Source organism: Pseudoalteromonas sp. SR41-4 (genome assembly GCF_014163985.1).
Taxonomy (GTDB): Bacteria; Pseudomonadota; Gammaproteobacteria; order Enterobacterales; family Alteromonadaceae; genus Pseudoalteromonas; species Pseudoalteromonas rhizosphaerae.
The window spans coordinates 50,511-66,092 of sequence record NZ_JACJEI010000028.1 but is presented as its reverse complement, the minus strand read 5'-3'; the positions used below and the strand labels follow the sequence as shown (position 1 = coordinate 66,092).

General features: G+C 40.5%; 13 protein-coding genes. 5 read left to right on the top strand and 8 right to left on the bottom strand.

Annotation, left to right across the window (positions count from 1 at the left end; translation table 11 throughout):
- Positions 1-194 precede the first annotated feature (194 nt).
- A complete protein-coding gene (locus H5180_RS18635) occupies positions 195-1,775 on the top strand; it encodes an ATP-binding protein (RefSeq protein ID WP_310736510.1) in 1,581 nt (526 codons plus the stop codon).
- A 17-nt stretch (positions 1,776-1,792) separates the two neighbouring features.
- On the opposite strand, the gene H5180_RS18630 is transcribed toward H5180_RS18635, so the two are convergent.
- The 6 genes from H5180_RS18630 to H5180_RS18605 all read right to left on the bottom strand — a co-directional run bounded on the left by H5180_RS18630 (position 1,793) and on the right by H5180_RS18605 (position 8,467).
- Positions 1,793-2,635 (bottom strand): UDP-2,3-diacylglucosamine diphosphatase, encoded by an 843-nt coding sequence (locus tag H5180_RS18630; RefSeq protein WP_182734736.1) that lies wholly within the window; start codon positions 2,633-2,635, stop codon positions 1,793-1,795.
- A 151-nt stretch (positions 2,636-2,786) separates the two neighbouring features.
- Positions 2,787-4,511, bottom strand: a complete 1,725-nt coding sequence (locus tag H5180_RS18625) for a proline--tRNA ligase (protein ID WP_182758807.1) — start codon at positions 4,509-4,511, stop codon at positions 2,787-2,789.
- Between the two features lie 90 nt (positions 4,512-4,601).
- Positions 4,602-5,306, bottom strand: coding sequence for a tRNA (N6-threonylcarbamoyladenosine(37)-N6)-methyltransferase TrmO (gene tsaA, locus H5180_RS18620; RefSeq protein ID WP_182758806.1), 705 nt, complete (start codon positions 5,304-5,306; stop codon positions 4,602-4,604).
- 108 nt (positions 5,307-5,414) lie between these two features.
- On the bottom strand, positions 5,415-5,987 hold the full coding sequence (locus tag H5180_RS18615; RefSeq protein ID WP_145233916.1) for an outer membrane beta-barrel protein: 573 nt from the start codon (positions 5,985-5,987) through the stop codon (positions 5,415-5,417).
- A 223-nt stretch (positions 5,988-6,210) separates the two neighbouring features.
- The gene (locus tag H5180_RS18610) at positions 6,211-6,681 is read right to left on the bottom strand and encodes an acyl-CoA thioesterase (protein WP_145233918.1); all 471 of its coding nucleotides are present in this window, start codon (positions 6,679-6,681) and stop codon (positions 6,211-6,213) included.
- A gap of 139 nt (positions 6,682-6,820) precedes the next feature.
- Positions 6,821-8,467, bottom strand: a complete 1,647-nt coding sequence (locus H5180_RS18605; protein WP_182758805.1) for an electron transfer flavoprotein-ubiquinone oxidoreductase — start codon at positions 8,465-8,467, stop codon at positions 6,821-6,823.
- A 195-nt stretch (positions 8,468-8,662) separates the two neighbouring features.
- On the opposite strand from H5180_RS18605, the gene H5180_RS18600 reads away from it, so the two are divergent.
- The 4 genes from H5180_RS18600 to H5180_RS18585 all read left to right on the top strand — a co-directional run bounded on the left by H5180_RS18600 (position 8,663) and on the right by H5180_RS18585 (position 12,964).
- Positions 8,663-9,412: an electron transfer flavoprotein subunit beta/FixA family protein gene (locus H5180_RS18600; protein WP_149981096.1), complete on the top strand. Its 750-nt coding sequence runs from the start codon at positions 8,663-8,665 to the stop codon at positions 9,410-9,412.
- A complete protein-coding gene (locus tag H5180_RS18595) occupies positions 9,413-10,339 on the top strand; it encodes an electron transfer flavoprotein subunit alpha/FixB family protein (RefSeq protein WP_145233926.1) in 927 nt (308 codons plus the stop codon).
- Between the two features lie 320 nt (positions 10,340-10,659).
- A complete protein-coding gene (locus H5180_RS18590) occupies positions 10,660-12,483 on the top strand; it encodes a protein kinase domain-containing protein (protein WP_182758804.1) in 1,824 nt (607 codons plus the stop codon).
- Between the two features lie 49 nt (positions 12,484-12,532).
- A complete protein-coding gene (locus tag H5180_RS18585) occupies positions 12,533-12,964 on the top strand; it encodes a DUF3859 domain-containing protein (RefSeq protein ID WP_182730930.1) in 432 nt (143 codons plus the stop codon).
- Positions 12,965-13,066: 102 nt separating this feature from the next.
- On the opposite strand, the gene H5180_RS18580 is transcribed toward H5180_RS18585, so the two are convergent.
- Positions 13,067-14,116 (bottom strand): methionine synthase, encoded by a 1,050-nt coding sequence (locus H5180_RS18580; protein WP_182758803.1) that lies wholly within the window; start codon positions 14,114-14,116, stop codon positions 13,067-13,069.
- 68 nt (positions 14,117-14,184) lie between these two features.
- Positions 14,185-15,159, bottom strand: coding sequence for a DUF1852 domain-containing protein (locus H5180_RS18575; protein ID WP_182758802.1), 975 nt, complete (start codon positions 15,157-15,159; stop codon positions 14,185-14,187).
- Between the last annotated feature and the right edge of the window lie 423 nt (positions 15,160-15,582).

The window sequence follows — 15,582 nt, the reverse complement described above, 5'->3', positions numbered from 1 at the left end:
AAGGGCGCGAAAACATCAAAGTGGCCGAGGTAGCGCCTCATTAGAGCCCGTATATAAGCACGCAATCACATCATTTTAATGTAAAAAGGCTTGTGCAATAGGAGGAGTCCATATAAGCGATTTTACGAAACATTAATTCACTTAAACAGACCCAAGTTGAGCTTGAAAAACTCAATAGTACGTTAGAGCAAAAAGTGCAACAACGCACAACTGAACTTGAAAGTGCGATTGAACAAGCTTTGGCAGCCAGTAAAACTAAAAGTGATTTTATTGCTAATATTTCCCATGAAATACGTACGCCTATGAATGGTGTATTAGGGATGCTGGAAATGCTCAAAGAGGACACGCTAACGCAGCAGCAACAGCAATATTTAGATCTGGCCAATAGCAGCGCTAACTCATTAATGACATTGATTAATGACATCTTGGATTTTTCAAAAATCGAAGCTGGTAAACTTGGTATTGATAATCACAGTTTTGATGTGATTACTGTATGCAGTGATATGATCACCTCAATGGCACTGCAAGCACAGCGTAAAGGCTTAGAAGTGTTTTTGTATACTGATAAAGTTATTGACCGTATGTTAGTCGGAGATAGCCACCGATTAAAACAAATATTAATAAACTTACTTAATAATGCATTCAAATTTACTCATCAAGGTGAAGTCAGTTTGACTGTTGGGTGTCAGTATCTTACTGAAGAAAAGTTATTAATGAGCTTTGTTATTGAAGACTCAGGCATCGGCATTGCTGAAAAAAATATCGATAAGCTGTTTGAGGCCTTTACTCAAGAGGACACCAGTACCACTCGCCACTTTGGAGGTACAGGGCTTGGTTTATCAATTTGTCGTAAGCTGGCACAATTGATGGGCGGTGATATTAGTGTAACCAGTGAAAAGGGCAAGGGAAGCTGTTTTACAGCGCAAGTGCAATTACATATTGCAGCTGAGAAAAGACTTAATACTGCCGTTGAGTTGGCAAAAGATATTCAGGTTGGCGTGCTGATAGATAGCGACAGTGTATATAACAATGTCACTAATTTATTGATTAAAAATTGCCAAGTAGCGGCCAATAATATTCAACGATTTGACTACCAAGCACAATATCAAGAGTTAAAAGTTGATTTACTGGTTGTTGATAATGATCACCCATACTTACAAACACTGATTAATTTATGTAATAAGCAGAATAAAAAATATGTATTAATTTTGCGTGATTTATTGCTTAGTAAAAAAGCCAAAGAGCAGGTACCTGAAAATTGCCATGTGCTAAATAAGCCGCTTACTCAAGATCAATTTAGCTATAAGTTAGCAAGTTTGTTTGGTGTTAATAATAGTTTTTTGGTTGCTAGCCAAGGTAGTGAGCAAACAGAATATGTTGAATACGATTTATCAAACTTTAAGGTATTATTGGTTGATGATAATATGATCAACCTTGAAGTTGCCAAAGCAATATTAAAAAATACCGGTGTCACTATTGTATGTGCCAGCGATGGCCTAGATGCGCTAGAAATATTAAATACAGAGCACACACCTTTATTTGATCTGCTTTTAATGGATTGCCAAATGCCAAGCCTCAATGGCTATGACACAACCTCTGCAATTCGCAGCAGCAAAGCTGGTGCTGACTATGCAAAAGTGCCTATTATCGCTATGACAGCCAGCGCTATGGCAGGTGACAGAGAGCGTTGTATTACAGCTGGTATGAATGATTATATTACCAAACCCATAAAGCCAAAAGTTTTGAAAGATAAATTAGCTATGTGGTTAAAATAAACCACACAGTCTAAATTTTAAGCTACTGATTTTTCAGGTTTAGCCTTTGGTCCACCAAGATTTTGATTAAGTTTGGTAATATCAGCAGAATTAATCACTGTTTGAGTGTCAGACCAGTGTAGCAATTCGATACGACCATTTTCTTGCTCTACTACTGCGGTACAACTTTCTATCCAATCGCCATCATTACAGTAAACAATGCCATCAACGACTTTGAGTTGTGGGTGATGAATATGACCGCAAATAATACCGTCTACGCCTTGCTTTTTAGCCTCATGAATAGCAGCATTTTCAAATGCCTCTATTGCTTCACGCGCTTTATGAACGCGGGCTTTTATCCAAGCAGCAAGTGACCAATAGTTACCACCATATAGGCGTCGAATACGATTAGTCCAGCGATTTAAAAACAGTAAAAAGTCATAACCTGTATCACCGGCAATACTGATCAGTTTGTTATACCTAGTTGCTGAGTCAAAATCATCACCGTGAACCAGAAGAAATCGTTTGTTGGCTTTGGTTGTGTGAATAAACTGCTGGTGGACTTCAATACCAAATAGGCTGTTATTGACGTAGTGTCGGAATGTTTCATCGTGATTGCCGGGAATATAAATCACTCGAGTACCTTGAACTGCTTTGGCTTGAATACAAGCTAATACTTGATAGTGACTAGGGTGCCAATAAAAATTTCGCTTCATCGACCATAAATCGACGATGTCACCCACTAGATAAAGGGTATCGCACTCAATACTATTTAAAAAGTCGAGTAGGTAATCTGCTCGACAATCTTTATAGCCTAAATGTACATCGGAGATCCAAACGGCTGGGTAGTACTTTTTATCACTTTTTTCGATGTCGTGCATAGGAGGTTACTCACGGTGTAATAACAACAAAGTTAAGCAACTTGAATGACGTTTATAAGACTGTTTGACGAAACATCTATGACAATTAATGATCGTGCAAAAACAAAAAAACCGCATTACGCGGTTTTTTTGTTTCAGAGGGTGCTGATGATTAAGCGATCATGGCCGCTTTGATTGCTTCAACAGCGGTATCAATATCTATCATTAATTTTTCACCAGTACGGCGATTTTTCAACTCAACCTTGTTTTCATCAAGATTACGCTCACCAATTACCAACGTGAAAGGTACACCGAGTAATTCCATGTCGTTAAACATCACACCTGGGCGCTCTTTACGGTCATCAAATAACACGTCTAAGCCTGCGGCTTTTAAACCGTCGTAAAGGTTATTAGCGATATCAGGTATACGATGCGATTTATGCATATTCATTGGCACAATGGCTAAATCGAACGGGGCGATTGGCTGTGGCCAAATAATGCCGTATTGATCATTATTTTGCTCAATAGCCGCTGCGACAATACGCGATACACCAATACCATAACAACCCATAGTCATTATTTGGTTTTTACCGCTTTCGTTTAGTACTCCCGCTTTCATCGCTTCTGAGTACTTAGTACCAAGCTGGAAGATATGGCCAACTTCAATACCGCGTTTAATATGTAAAGTACCATTACCACATGGACTAGGATCACCTTCGACAATATTACGTAGATCAGCAACTTCATACTCAGTTACATCGCGATCCCAGTTAATACCGCTGTAATGCTCGTCATCTTTGTTAGCACCAGCTACAAAATCAGCCATTACGTTGGCTGTACGGTCTACTAAAATTGGCATGGTTAAGCCAACAGGGCCTAATGAACCCGGTTTAGCACCAATGGCTGCAATTATGTCAGCCTCGTTTGCCATTTCCAGTGGAGAATCTACTAATGGATGTTTTTCAGCTTTAAGTTCGTTAAGCTCATGATCGCCACGTATTACTAATGCAACTAAACCACGTTGACCATCTTCATTTGGCGCGCCGTAAACAATCAGTGTTTTAACACTGCTATGAGGTTTTACACCATAGTGTTTCTTTAGCTCGTCGATAGTTTTCGCATCAGGCGTAGGGAATACTTTTAATTCTTTTGCGGCAGCAGGGCGCGCATCACTTGGCGCTAATGCTTCTGCTTTTTCAATGTTTGCTGCATAGTCACTTTTATCACTAAAGGCGATAGCATCTTCACCTGATTCAGCTAACACATGAAATTCATGAGATACACTACCACCGATAGAGCCGGTATCAGCAATAACAGGACGGTAATCAAGGCCTAAGCGATCGAATATATTACAGTATGCTTTGTGCATTACTTGATAAGTTGCATCTAAACATTCTTCACTTAAATGAAATGAATAGGCATCTTTCATAGTAAATTCACGCGCGCGCATAACCCCAAAACGAGGACGACGTTCGTCGCGCACTTTTGTTTGTACTTGATACAAAGTAAGCGGTAATTGTTTATACGAACTTACTTCTTTACGAACAAAGTCGGTGATCACTTCTTCATGGGTTGGTCCTAACGCGAAAGTACGATTGTGACGGTCAGTAAAACGCATAAGTTCTGGGCCAAACTGCTCCCAACGGCCAGACTCTTCCCATAGATCCGCAGGTTGAATAACAGGCATCAACATTTCGATTGCACCTGATTTGTCCATTTCTTCACGCACAATGTTTTCGACTTTTCGTAACACGCGTAATCCAGAGGGTAACCAAGTATATAGGCCCGACGCGACGCGACGGATCATGCCCGCTCTTAACATTAATTGATGCGATACAATTTCAGCATCTGATGGCGTTTCTTTAAGTGTTGCGAGTATATATTGACTGGTACGCATGTTTATTCCGATAGTTATAAAATTATTATTTCAATTGGGCACTCAGTTTAGCAGCGGTTGCTTTTACACTAAAGCGCTAAGTGTGTTTTTCTAACTTTTTTCTATGCTAGTGACATAGTTATGCTCGTCGTTTACTTGCCAACGGATATTAAAATCATACAAGGTCATTCCATAACTTTGTTCACCCTCTTTTTGCTTTTTATAGGCAGGGCGAGGATCTTGCTTAAGTACATTACTAATAAAGTCATGCAACTCTGGGAAGTTGGTTTGCTGTTCAATAAACGCCTGCACTTGCGGGCTAAACTCAACGGTCATTTGCGTTTCTGGGCGCGTGTCAGCAAAGCCTGCAGTGGCATCAACCATGGCATCTGAATAAGGTAAATATGGTTTGATGTCTAAAATCGGGGTGCCATCAAGTAAATCTATGCCTGCCAATAATAAACACAGCTGGCCATTTTTATACTCTATGCCTTCAAGCTTGACGGCACTCATGCCTATGGCATTGGGTCTAAAGGTCGCGCGTGTGGCAAATACGCCTTTGCGCTCATTACCGCCTAAACGCGGTGGTCTAACCATGGCTGAGTAGCCTTTATCAGCAGTTTCATGAAAGCGAAACAATAACCAAATATGGCTAAATTCATCTAAACCACGAACAAATTCTTCACGGTTAAAATCAGCAACAAATACCAACTTAGCTTTTGCTTGTGGAACTAAACGCGGTTGGCGAGGAATGGCGAACTTTTGTTTATAAGGAGATTGAATATGGCCAATAGCCGTTAGTTGAAAATCGCTCATGAAACTCAATTACTGTTAAAGATACGATATTCTAACCGCTAACAACAAAAAAGGCAGCTCGAAGCTGCCTTTTACTGCTAAATAACCTCAGAACAGGTTAAGCATTCCTTAAAACATATATTGTACAGATACTGATGCCACGTCCATATCTGGATCAATATCGTCTTCTAATTCGTAACGCTCGTACTCAAAGCGTATTTGCATATTACTGGTAAATGCATATTCAATACCTGCACCGTAGAATATATCGCCACCACTTTGATCGGCTGATATTTCACCAAGGGCTGGAATATCACTGGTGACCTCGGCGTCCCATTCTAACCAACCACCTTTAGCGTAGACAGAAAAGCTTTCTGTTATTGGTGCTGCTAATCGTGCAGCAAGGGAGATACCATCTACCTCAGCGTAACTATCTATATCACTTACTTCATCAAAGTTTTGATAGGCCAGTTCTAAACTCAAATACTTATTAAATTGTGAACCAACATAGCCTTTGAGCATCTGTGAGTCGTCGTCAAAATCGATGTCGTTTTCAGAATCTTCAAATTGGAATGAGTATTGGCCGTAACCAATACCGGTATATACGCGAGGGTAATCCATGTTTGTTGTCTCTGCGCTAGCTGCAGTATTAAAACCTAACAATGCTAATGAGATAGCAGAAAGTGAAATTGATTTAATCATTTAATAGCTCCTTTACAAAATAAAAAATATAACCTTTAAATTACCGGTTACTTTTAATATTGCATGGTGCGTGCCATGATTAATTTGGCTTTAAAACAGCCAGTTATAGTCTTTTATAGCATACAAAGTACACCAATGAGCGCTATTTAAACGCTCGTTCAGTTTGGCTGGAGAAAAGATTTCTGACTAGAGTGTAGCTTTTACAGATAGATAGTTTAGGTGATCAGGGTTCTGATTTATGCAATAAAGTTTCAGTTTCTATGGCAATCTCTTTCATCTTAATTGCGTAGTTTTCTAATTTTTTGTCTTCATTACTCACTGCGATGTATTCTGGCACTGCTACGGGGTAACCTGTTTCGTCCATGGCAACAAAGCTAATTACACAGTGGTTAGTCTCAACTAAATTACGCGTTTTCGGATCGCCACAGCGAACTTGTATAAAGATTTGCATACTGGTTTTGCCAGTGTGGGCAATTTTAGCTTCAACTTCAACAATTTGACCAACTAGAATAGGGCGACGAAATTTAACCCCAGCGACAGATACAGTGACACAGTAATGACCACTCCAACCAGCAGCGCAGGCATAACCTGCTTGGTCAATCCACTTCATGACGACACCGCCATGAACCTTCCCGCCAAAATTCACATCGGTGGGCTCTGCTAAAAAACGGAATACAACATTAGACGACGGCATAAAAATATCTCACTCATATATAATTCTTATTAGCATAGCGCAAAAAAGGGGCCGAAGCCCCTGCAATTTAGGATAGGTTTATAATTTATATGTAAAATATTATTTTAACGCTGTATCAAGCGCTTTAATTGTATTTAGATTACATATTTGGGTAGTTGGGACCACCGGCTCCCTCAGGTGTTACCCAGGTGATGTTTTGGCTCGGATCTTTAATATCGCAGGTTTTACAGTGCACGCAGTTTTGTGCATTGATCACAAACTCGTCTTTGCCGGCAATTTGCTGTATCTCATACACACCCGCCGGGCAATAGCGCTGAGCAGGCTCGTCAAATTTAACTAAGTTAACATCGATAGGAATAGCGCTATTTTTTAGTTTTAAATGACACGGCTGAGATTCTTCATGATTGGTATTTGATAAAAACACCGAAGATAATTTATCAAAGCTGAGTTGACCATCAGGCTTCGGGTAATCAATGACACTGGCCTGATTTTTATCAACTAGCGTTGCGTGATCTGGGATATTATCTTTAAAAGTAAAAGGTAATGCCCCTGCAAAAATATTTTGATCAAGGGTGTTATACGCACCACCAAGAAATTTTCCTAGCTTATGCATCACAGGGCCAAAGTTACGTGATTGGTATAGCTCTTTATAAGCCCAACTTTGTTTAAATGCTTCGCTGTAGTCAACTAAGTCAGTATGCTGTTGCTCGTTTGTAAGCGCGTTAAAGATCACCTCAGCGGCAATCATACCTGACTTCATCGCTGTGTGGTTGCCTTTGATTTTGGCAAAATTCAAGGTGCCCGCGTCACAGCCGACCAACAAACCACCCGGGAAGTGCATTTTTGGTAATGAGTGCAAGCCACCTTTTGCAATCGCACGAGCGCCATAAGCAATACGTTCGCCACCGGCTAATACATCTTTAAATATTGGGTGGTGTTTCATGCGCTGAAATTCATCAAACGGGCTTAAATGCGGGTTTGAGTAATTTAAATCAACAATTAAGCCGACTACAACTTGATTATTATCACTGTGGTACATAAACGCACCACCGTTAGTATCTGCACTTAAGGGCCAACCGGTGCCATGAACTACCGTGCCTTGCTTGTGATTAGCAGGATCGATTTGCCAAATTTCTTTAAAGCCTAAACCATAATGTTGCGGTGAGGCATCTTGATCAAGTGCAAACTGATTGGTCAGCTGTTTACCTAAGTGACCACGACAACCTTCAGCAAATACAGTGTATTTAGCACGAAGTTCCATGCCAGGCATAAAGCCATCTTTTTCATTGCCATTGCTATCAAGGCCCATATCGCCGGTAATAATGCCTTTTACTGTGTCATCTTCAATAATCAGTGAGTGTGCGCTAAAACCTGGGAAAATCTCAACCCCTAGGTTTTCTGCTTGCTCTGCAAGCCAGCGGCATACATTACCCATAGAGACAATATAGTTATCAGTATTATGAAATGTTTTAGGTGCGGCAAAGTGAGGGATAGCGGTGGCTTTGCTGTCATTATTAAACCAATATATTTCATCACTGGTTACTTTAGTGGTCACTGGTGCGCCAAGTTCTTGCCAATTGGGCAGTAACTCGTCCAAAGCGGTGGTTTCAAATACTGCGCCCGATAAAATATGGGCGCCCACTTCGGAGCCTTTTTCAACCACGCAGATCATGCACTCTTGTTGTTTTTCTCGTGCTTGTTGCGCTAATCGTATGGCGGTAGCTAAGCCTGCAGGGCCTGCGCCGACAATAACGACATCAAATTCCATGGTTTCGCGTTCGACCATATTAACCTCTTTTATGTGACGGACCTGTGCCTTTACGAGGGCAATTTCATACTTGCAAATGAAACGTTACAGGCGATGAATAGTTTAAGGTTATTTTAGGTTGACGTTTACGTCAACAGGAAGTAGTCTGATTTCATAAAATAAATAGGTTGACGTACACGTTAGCTTGTAGGTTTAAATAATTATGGAGTTCCTATGAAAGTTCTCGTTCCAATAAAAAGAGTTATCGACTACAACGTAAAAGCACGCGTTAAAGCAGATAATAGCGACGTTGATCTAACTAATGTGAAAATGGCACTTAACCCATTTTGCGAAATTGCCATTGAAGAAGCTATCCGCTTAAAAGAGGCGGGCACTGCCACTGAAGTAATTGCTGTAACCATTGGTGCTAAAGCATCTCAAGAACAATTACGTACAGCACTGGCACTGGGCGCCGATAAAGCGATTCATATTGAGACTGACGAAAAATTAGAATCACTGCACGTTGCAAAGTTGCTTGCTAAAATCGTCGAGCAAGAAGCCCCTGAACTGGTGATTTTAGGTAAACAGTCGATTGATTCAGATAACAATCAAACAGGTCAAATGCTGGCGGCTCTTACCGGGCGCGGGCAAGGTACGTTTGCATCAAAGGTCGACATAGCAAATGGCACTGTTAATGTGACGCGTGAAGTTGATGGCGGTTTACAAACAGTGGCATTAAAGTTACCGGCTGTAGTCACAACAGACTTACGTTTGAATGAACCTCGTTATGCATCATTGCCAAATATTATGAAAGCCAAACGTAAACCACTTGAGGTAATTGCAGCTGATAGCTTAGGTGTAGACTTAACCCCGCGTATCGAACTTGTTGCGGTACATGAACCGGCAAAACGCAGTGGCGGTATCATTGTTGATGATGTAGCGCAGTTAGTTGATTTATTAAAAACACAAGCGAAGGTGATTTAAATGAAAACATTAGTTATAGCAGATCATGACAATGGCAGTTTAAAGCCTGAAACTTCTAAAACCATAAACGCAGCATTAAAGCTTGGTTTTGCTGTTGATGTACTAATTGCTGGTGAAAACGTAGCACCAATGAGTGAAATAGTGGCCAGTATTGCAGGTGTAAACACCGTGCTGGTGGCTGATCATAGCGAGTATGCGCATCAGTTAGCTGAAAACATCGCAGATTTAGTATTATCGCTTGCGCCAGATTATTCGCATCTTGTTGCTAGTGCTACTACAACGGGCAAAAACTTTATGCCACGTGTTGCCGCATTACTTGATGTTGCACAAATTTCAGAAATCATTGATGTGGTTGACGCTGATACATTTAAACGCCCAATCTATGCCGGTAATGCCATCGCAACTGTAAAATCACTGGATAGCAAAAAAGTGCTCACCGTTCGTGCAAGTAGCTTTGATCTGCAAAGTGAGCAAGCTCCCGCTGAGAGTCGTGTTGTTGATTCTGTGTTTAGCAGTGAATTAAGCGCATTTGTAAGTGTTGAGCAAACCGAATCTGAGCGCCCAGAGTTAACTGCTGCGCAAGTGGTTATATCAGGTGGACGCGGTATGCAAAATGGCGAGAACTTCTCATTACTTAATGGTATTGCCGATAAACTAGGCGCGGCAATTGGTGCGTCTCGTGCTGCGGTTGACGCAGGCTTTGTACCAAACGATATGCAAGTGGGTCAAACCGGTAAGATCGTTGCGCCTAACTTATATATTGCTGTAGGTATTAGTGGCGCAATTCAGCACTTAGCGGGTATGAAAGATTCTAAAGTGATTGTGGCTATCAATAAAGATCCCGATGCGCCAATCTTCCAAGTGGCGGATTATGGTTTAGTAGCAGATTTATTTGATGTGCTACCAGAGCTTGAACAAGCACTCTAATTTATAACGATTCTGGTTGTTAAAAGCTGTTGTGATCAGTTCGCTGATCACGCGGCTTTTTTTCTTTTATTTTACCAATCAGAAAGTCTGTAATATCTAACTAAGCAATTACCATGAATAAAGAGTATCACCTGTCGTTTAGTGAGTTGGGTGCATTATTTTTTAACACAGATTGCCTTTTTACACTTTTTTTGCGCAAAATGTCAGGACACGCTAAGCTGAGGCTAAATGACTAGAAATTTAGAACTAAAAAATTAATAATCAATAAGCTAGCTTCACCCTTATCCCTTACATTTTTTAGAATACGTTGAGACCTCGCAGTGAAAACCAAAGCAATCCGCAATTTTTATATCAATGAAGAGCAGTCGGTCTATTTGCTTTCGCACCATGACGCAAAAAAACACCGCCAATGGTTGAATATCTGTATTAAGCAACTCACTAATTTAGGCTACAGCCAGGTTGAAATGATTGGCTCGGGTGCTTTTGGATTTGTATTTGCGGGTTTAGATGAGCGTAAACTTCCTTGGGTGTTTAAATTTTCACGTATCACCTTGGCGCAAAGTGTACGTGATCGACTTGAGGACGAAGCGTATATGCTCTCGCAAGTTGATAACCCATTAGTGCCTAAGTTTTATGCTTTTGAACGGATAAAAAAGCAGGGCATTTTAATGATGGCCCGCGCGCTGGGCGAAGACTTAGAAAAAGTATCACTTAAAAAAGGCCGCTTTAGCGCCGCAGCAATCACCAGTTTAGCGCTAAAACTGCGTAATGTATTAATAGACCTTCGCACTCAGCAAAATGGCATAACGCCACAACCGATTGTGCATGGCGATATCAAGCCTTCTAATCTAGTGTGGGATGAACATACCCAAGGCTTATCGCTGGTGGACTGGGGCAGCTCTGTGTATGCCCAAATAGACAGTAATGGCGAGCCAATTACCAGTAACTTTATGGATTTAATGTCTGGCGATTTAAGTACCACCAATGCGCGGATGGGGGATGTGTATTTTATTGGTGATGAGCAAATGTCAGGTGCTAAATCATCGCCGCGTTTTGATGAGCAAGGCGTGGCGTCCACCTTATACGCACTGGCTTCTGCACAGTCATGCCGATTTGGCGCGCAAGTGATCCCAGCCAGTTCATTAGGGCTCCCTATGGAGCTTGCAAAAGTGATTGACGGTATGCTCTCTAAAAATAAAATTACAAGAGACGGGGCGGGTGATTACTTTATGCGTAATATGCCTGCTATGGCTAAAGCATATTTACCAGAGCTCAATTTAGCTGAAAATGTGCGAGCCAATATTCCATTTTGGTTTGGTAACGATGACGAACGACCTGATACTGTGGTTTATAGCTCACGTAAACAATTTTTACGCCAAGCCGACCACAATCAACAACTGCTTGATGTAAATGACGCTCAATTGGACCGGTATTATAAAGAATTCCTGTTTGATACCGGTGATACTGAAAAAGCATTTTTAGCCTCTATCAGCCGATTAGCAAAATACCCAGTAGTAGGGGGCTTAAGCTTTCATTGGAAAGAAGAATCACTGTTCGTTGAATCATCACTGATCATGCATGATGAAAGTTTAGGCCATGCTTTTACCCAAGCGGTTAATAATACCGTGATGTTGGCACAAGGCATTCATCAAAAAGGCTTATTTAAGTGTTGTTTATTTGATGCAAGAAAGACCATTCAACTGGAGCGTGATGGCACAGGGGCATTTAAGTTTGAACAACTTCCAGAGCTTGACTATGAGGTAATGAATTTAAAAAGCTCAGAAGTCACCCGACCACATTCTTATTTTGAAGACGGTAAAGATCCGGACGAGCAACTGCAGCTACCTAAAAAAGTGATCAAATGCGTATTTGAGTTAAACCAAATACATCATACCGGCTGCATTATTTTTGAAGCTTTACCAGATAGAATGAAAATACATCATTATTATCGTTTGTTAGATGGCACTAAAGAAGCACAGTTTAAGCGCTTGCTTAATAAGTTGATGCAATATGCGGTGAGCATTACTGATGTGGGGGTTGCCGGGTTTATGAAACTACCTTACAAAAATACCCGTGAGTTTGCCTTGTGTGATCGCCAGCCTGATTTTTTCTATCCTAAAGATCCTAAACGTTTTGGCGCTTAATTTTGCCGTGTAAATACGTTAAACTAATGCATCAAAAAAAGGATAAATAATGGCAAAAACTAAGCCCGCAATCACTATGCAAAGCTTTGGTATTTATACAAAGTGGGACTCATCATCAAAAGCCTTACCGCAAATTCAAGCATTTACCACAAAAGTACCGGCACAACTCGATGTGGAGTTTGGTTTTATCATTAATATTAAAAAAGCCAAAGGCGAAAAACTTCATTATTGTATATACCATCCTGATATACCGGATGCTGATGGTGAGGTAATGCCACCATTTGACGGCTTTGAATACGTTAAAGACAATGACTGGCACTTTTACCTAGGTGATACCTTGTGGCAACCCATCAGCAATAAAATAGGTGACTGGCGTATGACCATAGAGCTAAACGGCAAACTGATTGCAGATAAAACATTTTCAGTGTTTGAACAAGAGTCAATGTCAGAAATTGAGTTTTGGCAAAAGCGCGGGTATTAAATACTTTATGTGTATATAGGCTTATTGTATTTGTAGTAAGTCTAATTGTTGAAAATAAATTAGGACGAGGTGGTTACTCCACCTCATGAAATAAATTAGATTTTAATTACTTTGAGCCAGCTCTTTTCTAATAATCTCTGCGCCTGCGGTTAACGCATTGAGCTTACCTCTTGCAACTGCGCGAGGTAGCGGGGCCATACCACAGTTAGTACACGGGTAGAGCTTGTCAGCATCGACAAACTGCAGTGCTTTACGTAGCGTATTTGCCACTTCCTCTGGTGTTTCTATGGTATTGGTGGCAACGTCAATGGCGCCTACCATTACTTTTTTACCGCGAATAAGTTCAAGTAGTTCCATTGGTACATGAGAGTTGTGACATTCTAATGAGATAATATCAATATTAGATTGCTGCAGTTTTGGAAATGCTTCTTCGTATTGTCGCCATTCTGAGCCTAACGTTTTTTTCCAATCTGTATTGGCTTTGATGCCATAACCATAACAAATATGTACGGCCGTTTCGCATTTAAGGCCTTCAATGGCTCTTTCTAAACACGCAATTCCCCAATCATTTACCTCATCAAAAAACACGTTAAATGCAGGCTCATCAAATTGAATGATATCAACCCCCGCAGCTTCTAGTTCTTTGGCCTCTTGATTAAGAATTTTGGCAAATTCCCAAGCGAGCTGTTCGCGGCTTTTATAATGGTCATCATAAAGTGTATCTATCATGGTCATAGGACCTGGTAGCGCCCATTTGATCGGTTGTTTGGTTTGGCTGCGTAAAAACTTAGCATCATCAACAAAAACCGGTTTTATACGACTAACAGGGCCAATGACTGTCGGTACACTGGCATCATAGCGATCACGAATTCTCACCGTTTTACGGTTTTCAAAATCTACACCGTTAAGGTGCTCAATAAATGTGGTAACAAAGTGTTGGCGTGTTTGCTCGCCATCACTGACAATATCAATACCTGCGCGTTGTTGCTCTTGCAGAGAGATCCGTAATGCATCGTGTTTGCCGTCAATTAATTCATCACCTTGAAGTTTCCAAGGTGACCAAAGAGTCTCTGGCTCTGCAAGCCATGAAGGTTTAGGTAAACTGCCTGCAGTTGAAGTCGGTAATATTGTTTTGCTAATAGATGTTTTCATAATAAATAATGCCATTTATTTGGGTTAACTTTTTAAGTTGCGATTGAATCTAACGATTGAACTCGCTATTACGCGTAATTAGCAGACCATTGCTCAAGCACTGTTTGATATGGCTTGATGAAGTGCTGCTCAGCAAATTTCCCCTGTTCATTCGCCAATTTACTGCGCTCTTCACGGTCATAAACAATTTGCGTGAGTGAATGATCTAGGTTCTTCAAATTTGGTTGATATGATTTCCCCGCAGTCGCATTGGCATTATAGATCTCTGGTCGGTAGATTTTTTGAAATGTCTCCATTGTGCTAATAGTGCTAATAAGCTCAAGATGAGTGTAATCATTTAGCAAATCACCAACAAAATAAAAGGCTAAGGGCGCTACACTATTTGGCGGCATAAAATAACGCACCTGCAAGCCCATTTTTTTGAAATATTGCTCAGTCAAAGACGGTTCATTTGGCTGATATTCAACACCTAACGCAGGGTGTTGATTTTCAGTACGATGATAGGTCTTGTTATCCGAAACACTTAGGCATATTACTGGCGGCTTTTTAAAGTGCTTTTTGTAGCTGTCAGAACTAATAAAATATTTAAATAGTTTGCCATGCAGCTCGCCAAAGTTATCAGGAATACTAAATTTAGGCTGATCTTTATTATGTTTTTGCAGTAATACGCTAAAATCATAGTCGCGCACATAGGAGGAAAAATTATTTCCTACAATGCCTTCAATGCGTTTGTTAGTGTGATGATCAACAATATTTGTTTTCAATATTTCAATCGATGGAAAGCTATTACCACTGCCAGCAATATCCATATCAACAGAGATGATTTCAAGCTCTACAGAATAACGATCCGCTTTTGGGTTATCCCACTGCGCCAAGGCATTAAAACGGTTATCGATCATTTTTAAGGCGTTGCGTAAGTTTGCTTGGCGATAACTGCCTCTGGCCAAGTTTGCAAAATTGGTAGTGATACGTGTATTAGCTGCTGGATGATAATTTTCATCGAGACAAATACTCTTAATAGTAAATGTGAAATCTTTAGTCATTGTGATCTGTATCCAATTATCTGATTTAAAACCTGCGTTTATGCTGTGCTCTTGAGCGAATTAACGTTACTGATCTCTCGGTAAGTGATGTTCACAGTTTTTGTGTTGTGCCTGATGGCTTGATTAAAACCGCTGTAAAACTGTGTTGCCTCTAAGAGTTGAGCTATTTATACGTGTATCGGTACATGAATAAAAACGGTTTAATTTCACCTAAAACATGAGCTGTATTCATCAACTAATAATATTGCACGCCATTAGCGATAAATTATCTGAAGTGGCACTTGAAAAAACAGAGTTCCAACTTGGCTATCCAAACATTTAGACTTCTAGGCGGGTGACTTGTATTTATTTCATCTAAAACATGAGGATTATTCAGGGCTTAATGTAGCCAAATATATCAATAGGCATCAGTTATATTGATAT

Bases quoted from the DNA above. Each gene is read 5' to 3' on its own strand.
- H5180_RS18585 (WP_182730930.1), top strand. From the start codon at position 12,533: ATGGCAAAAACTAAGCCCGCAATCACTATGCAAAGCTTTGGTATTTAT.
- H5180_RS18630 (WP_182734736.1), bottom strand. From the start codon at position 2,635: ATGCACGACATCGAAAAAAGTGATAAAAAGTACTACCCAGCCGTTTGG.
- H5180_RS18605 (WP_182758805.1), bottom strand. From the start codon at position 8,467: ATGGTCGAACGCGAAACCATGGAATTTGATGTCGTTATTGTCGGCGCA.
- H5180_RS18610 (WP_145233918.1), bottom strand. From the start codon at position 6,681: ATGCCGTCGTCTAATGTTGTATTCCGTTTTTTAGCAGAGCCCACCGAT.
- H5180_RS18600 (WP_149981096.1), top strand. From the start codon at position 8,663: ATGAAAGTTCTCGTTCCAATAAAAAGAGTTATCGACTACAACGTAAAA.
- H5180_RS18595 (WP_145233926.1), top strand. From the start codon at position 9,413: ATGAAAACATTAGTTATAGCAGATCATGACAATGGCAGTTTAAAGCCT.
- tsaA (WP_182758806.1), bottom strand. From the start codon at position 5,306: ATGAGCGATTTTCAACTAACGGCTATTGGCCATATTCAATCTCCTTAT.
- H5180_RS18615 (WP_145233916.1), bottom strand. From the start codon at position 5,987: ATGATTAAATCAATTTCACTTTCTGCTATCTCATTAGCATTGTTAGGT.
- H5180_RS18580 (WP_182758803.1), bottom strand. From the start codon at position 14,116: ATGAAAACATCTATTAGCAAAACAATATTACCGACTTCAACTGCAGGC.
- H5180_RS18625 (WP_182758807.1), bottom strand. From the start codon at position 4,511: ATGCGTACCAGTCAATATATACTCGCAACACTTAAAGAAACGCCATCA.
- H5180_RS18575 (WP_182758802.1), bottom strand. From the start codon at position 15,159: ATGACTAAAGATTTCACATTTACTATTAAGAGTATTTGTCTCGATGAA.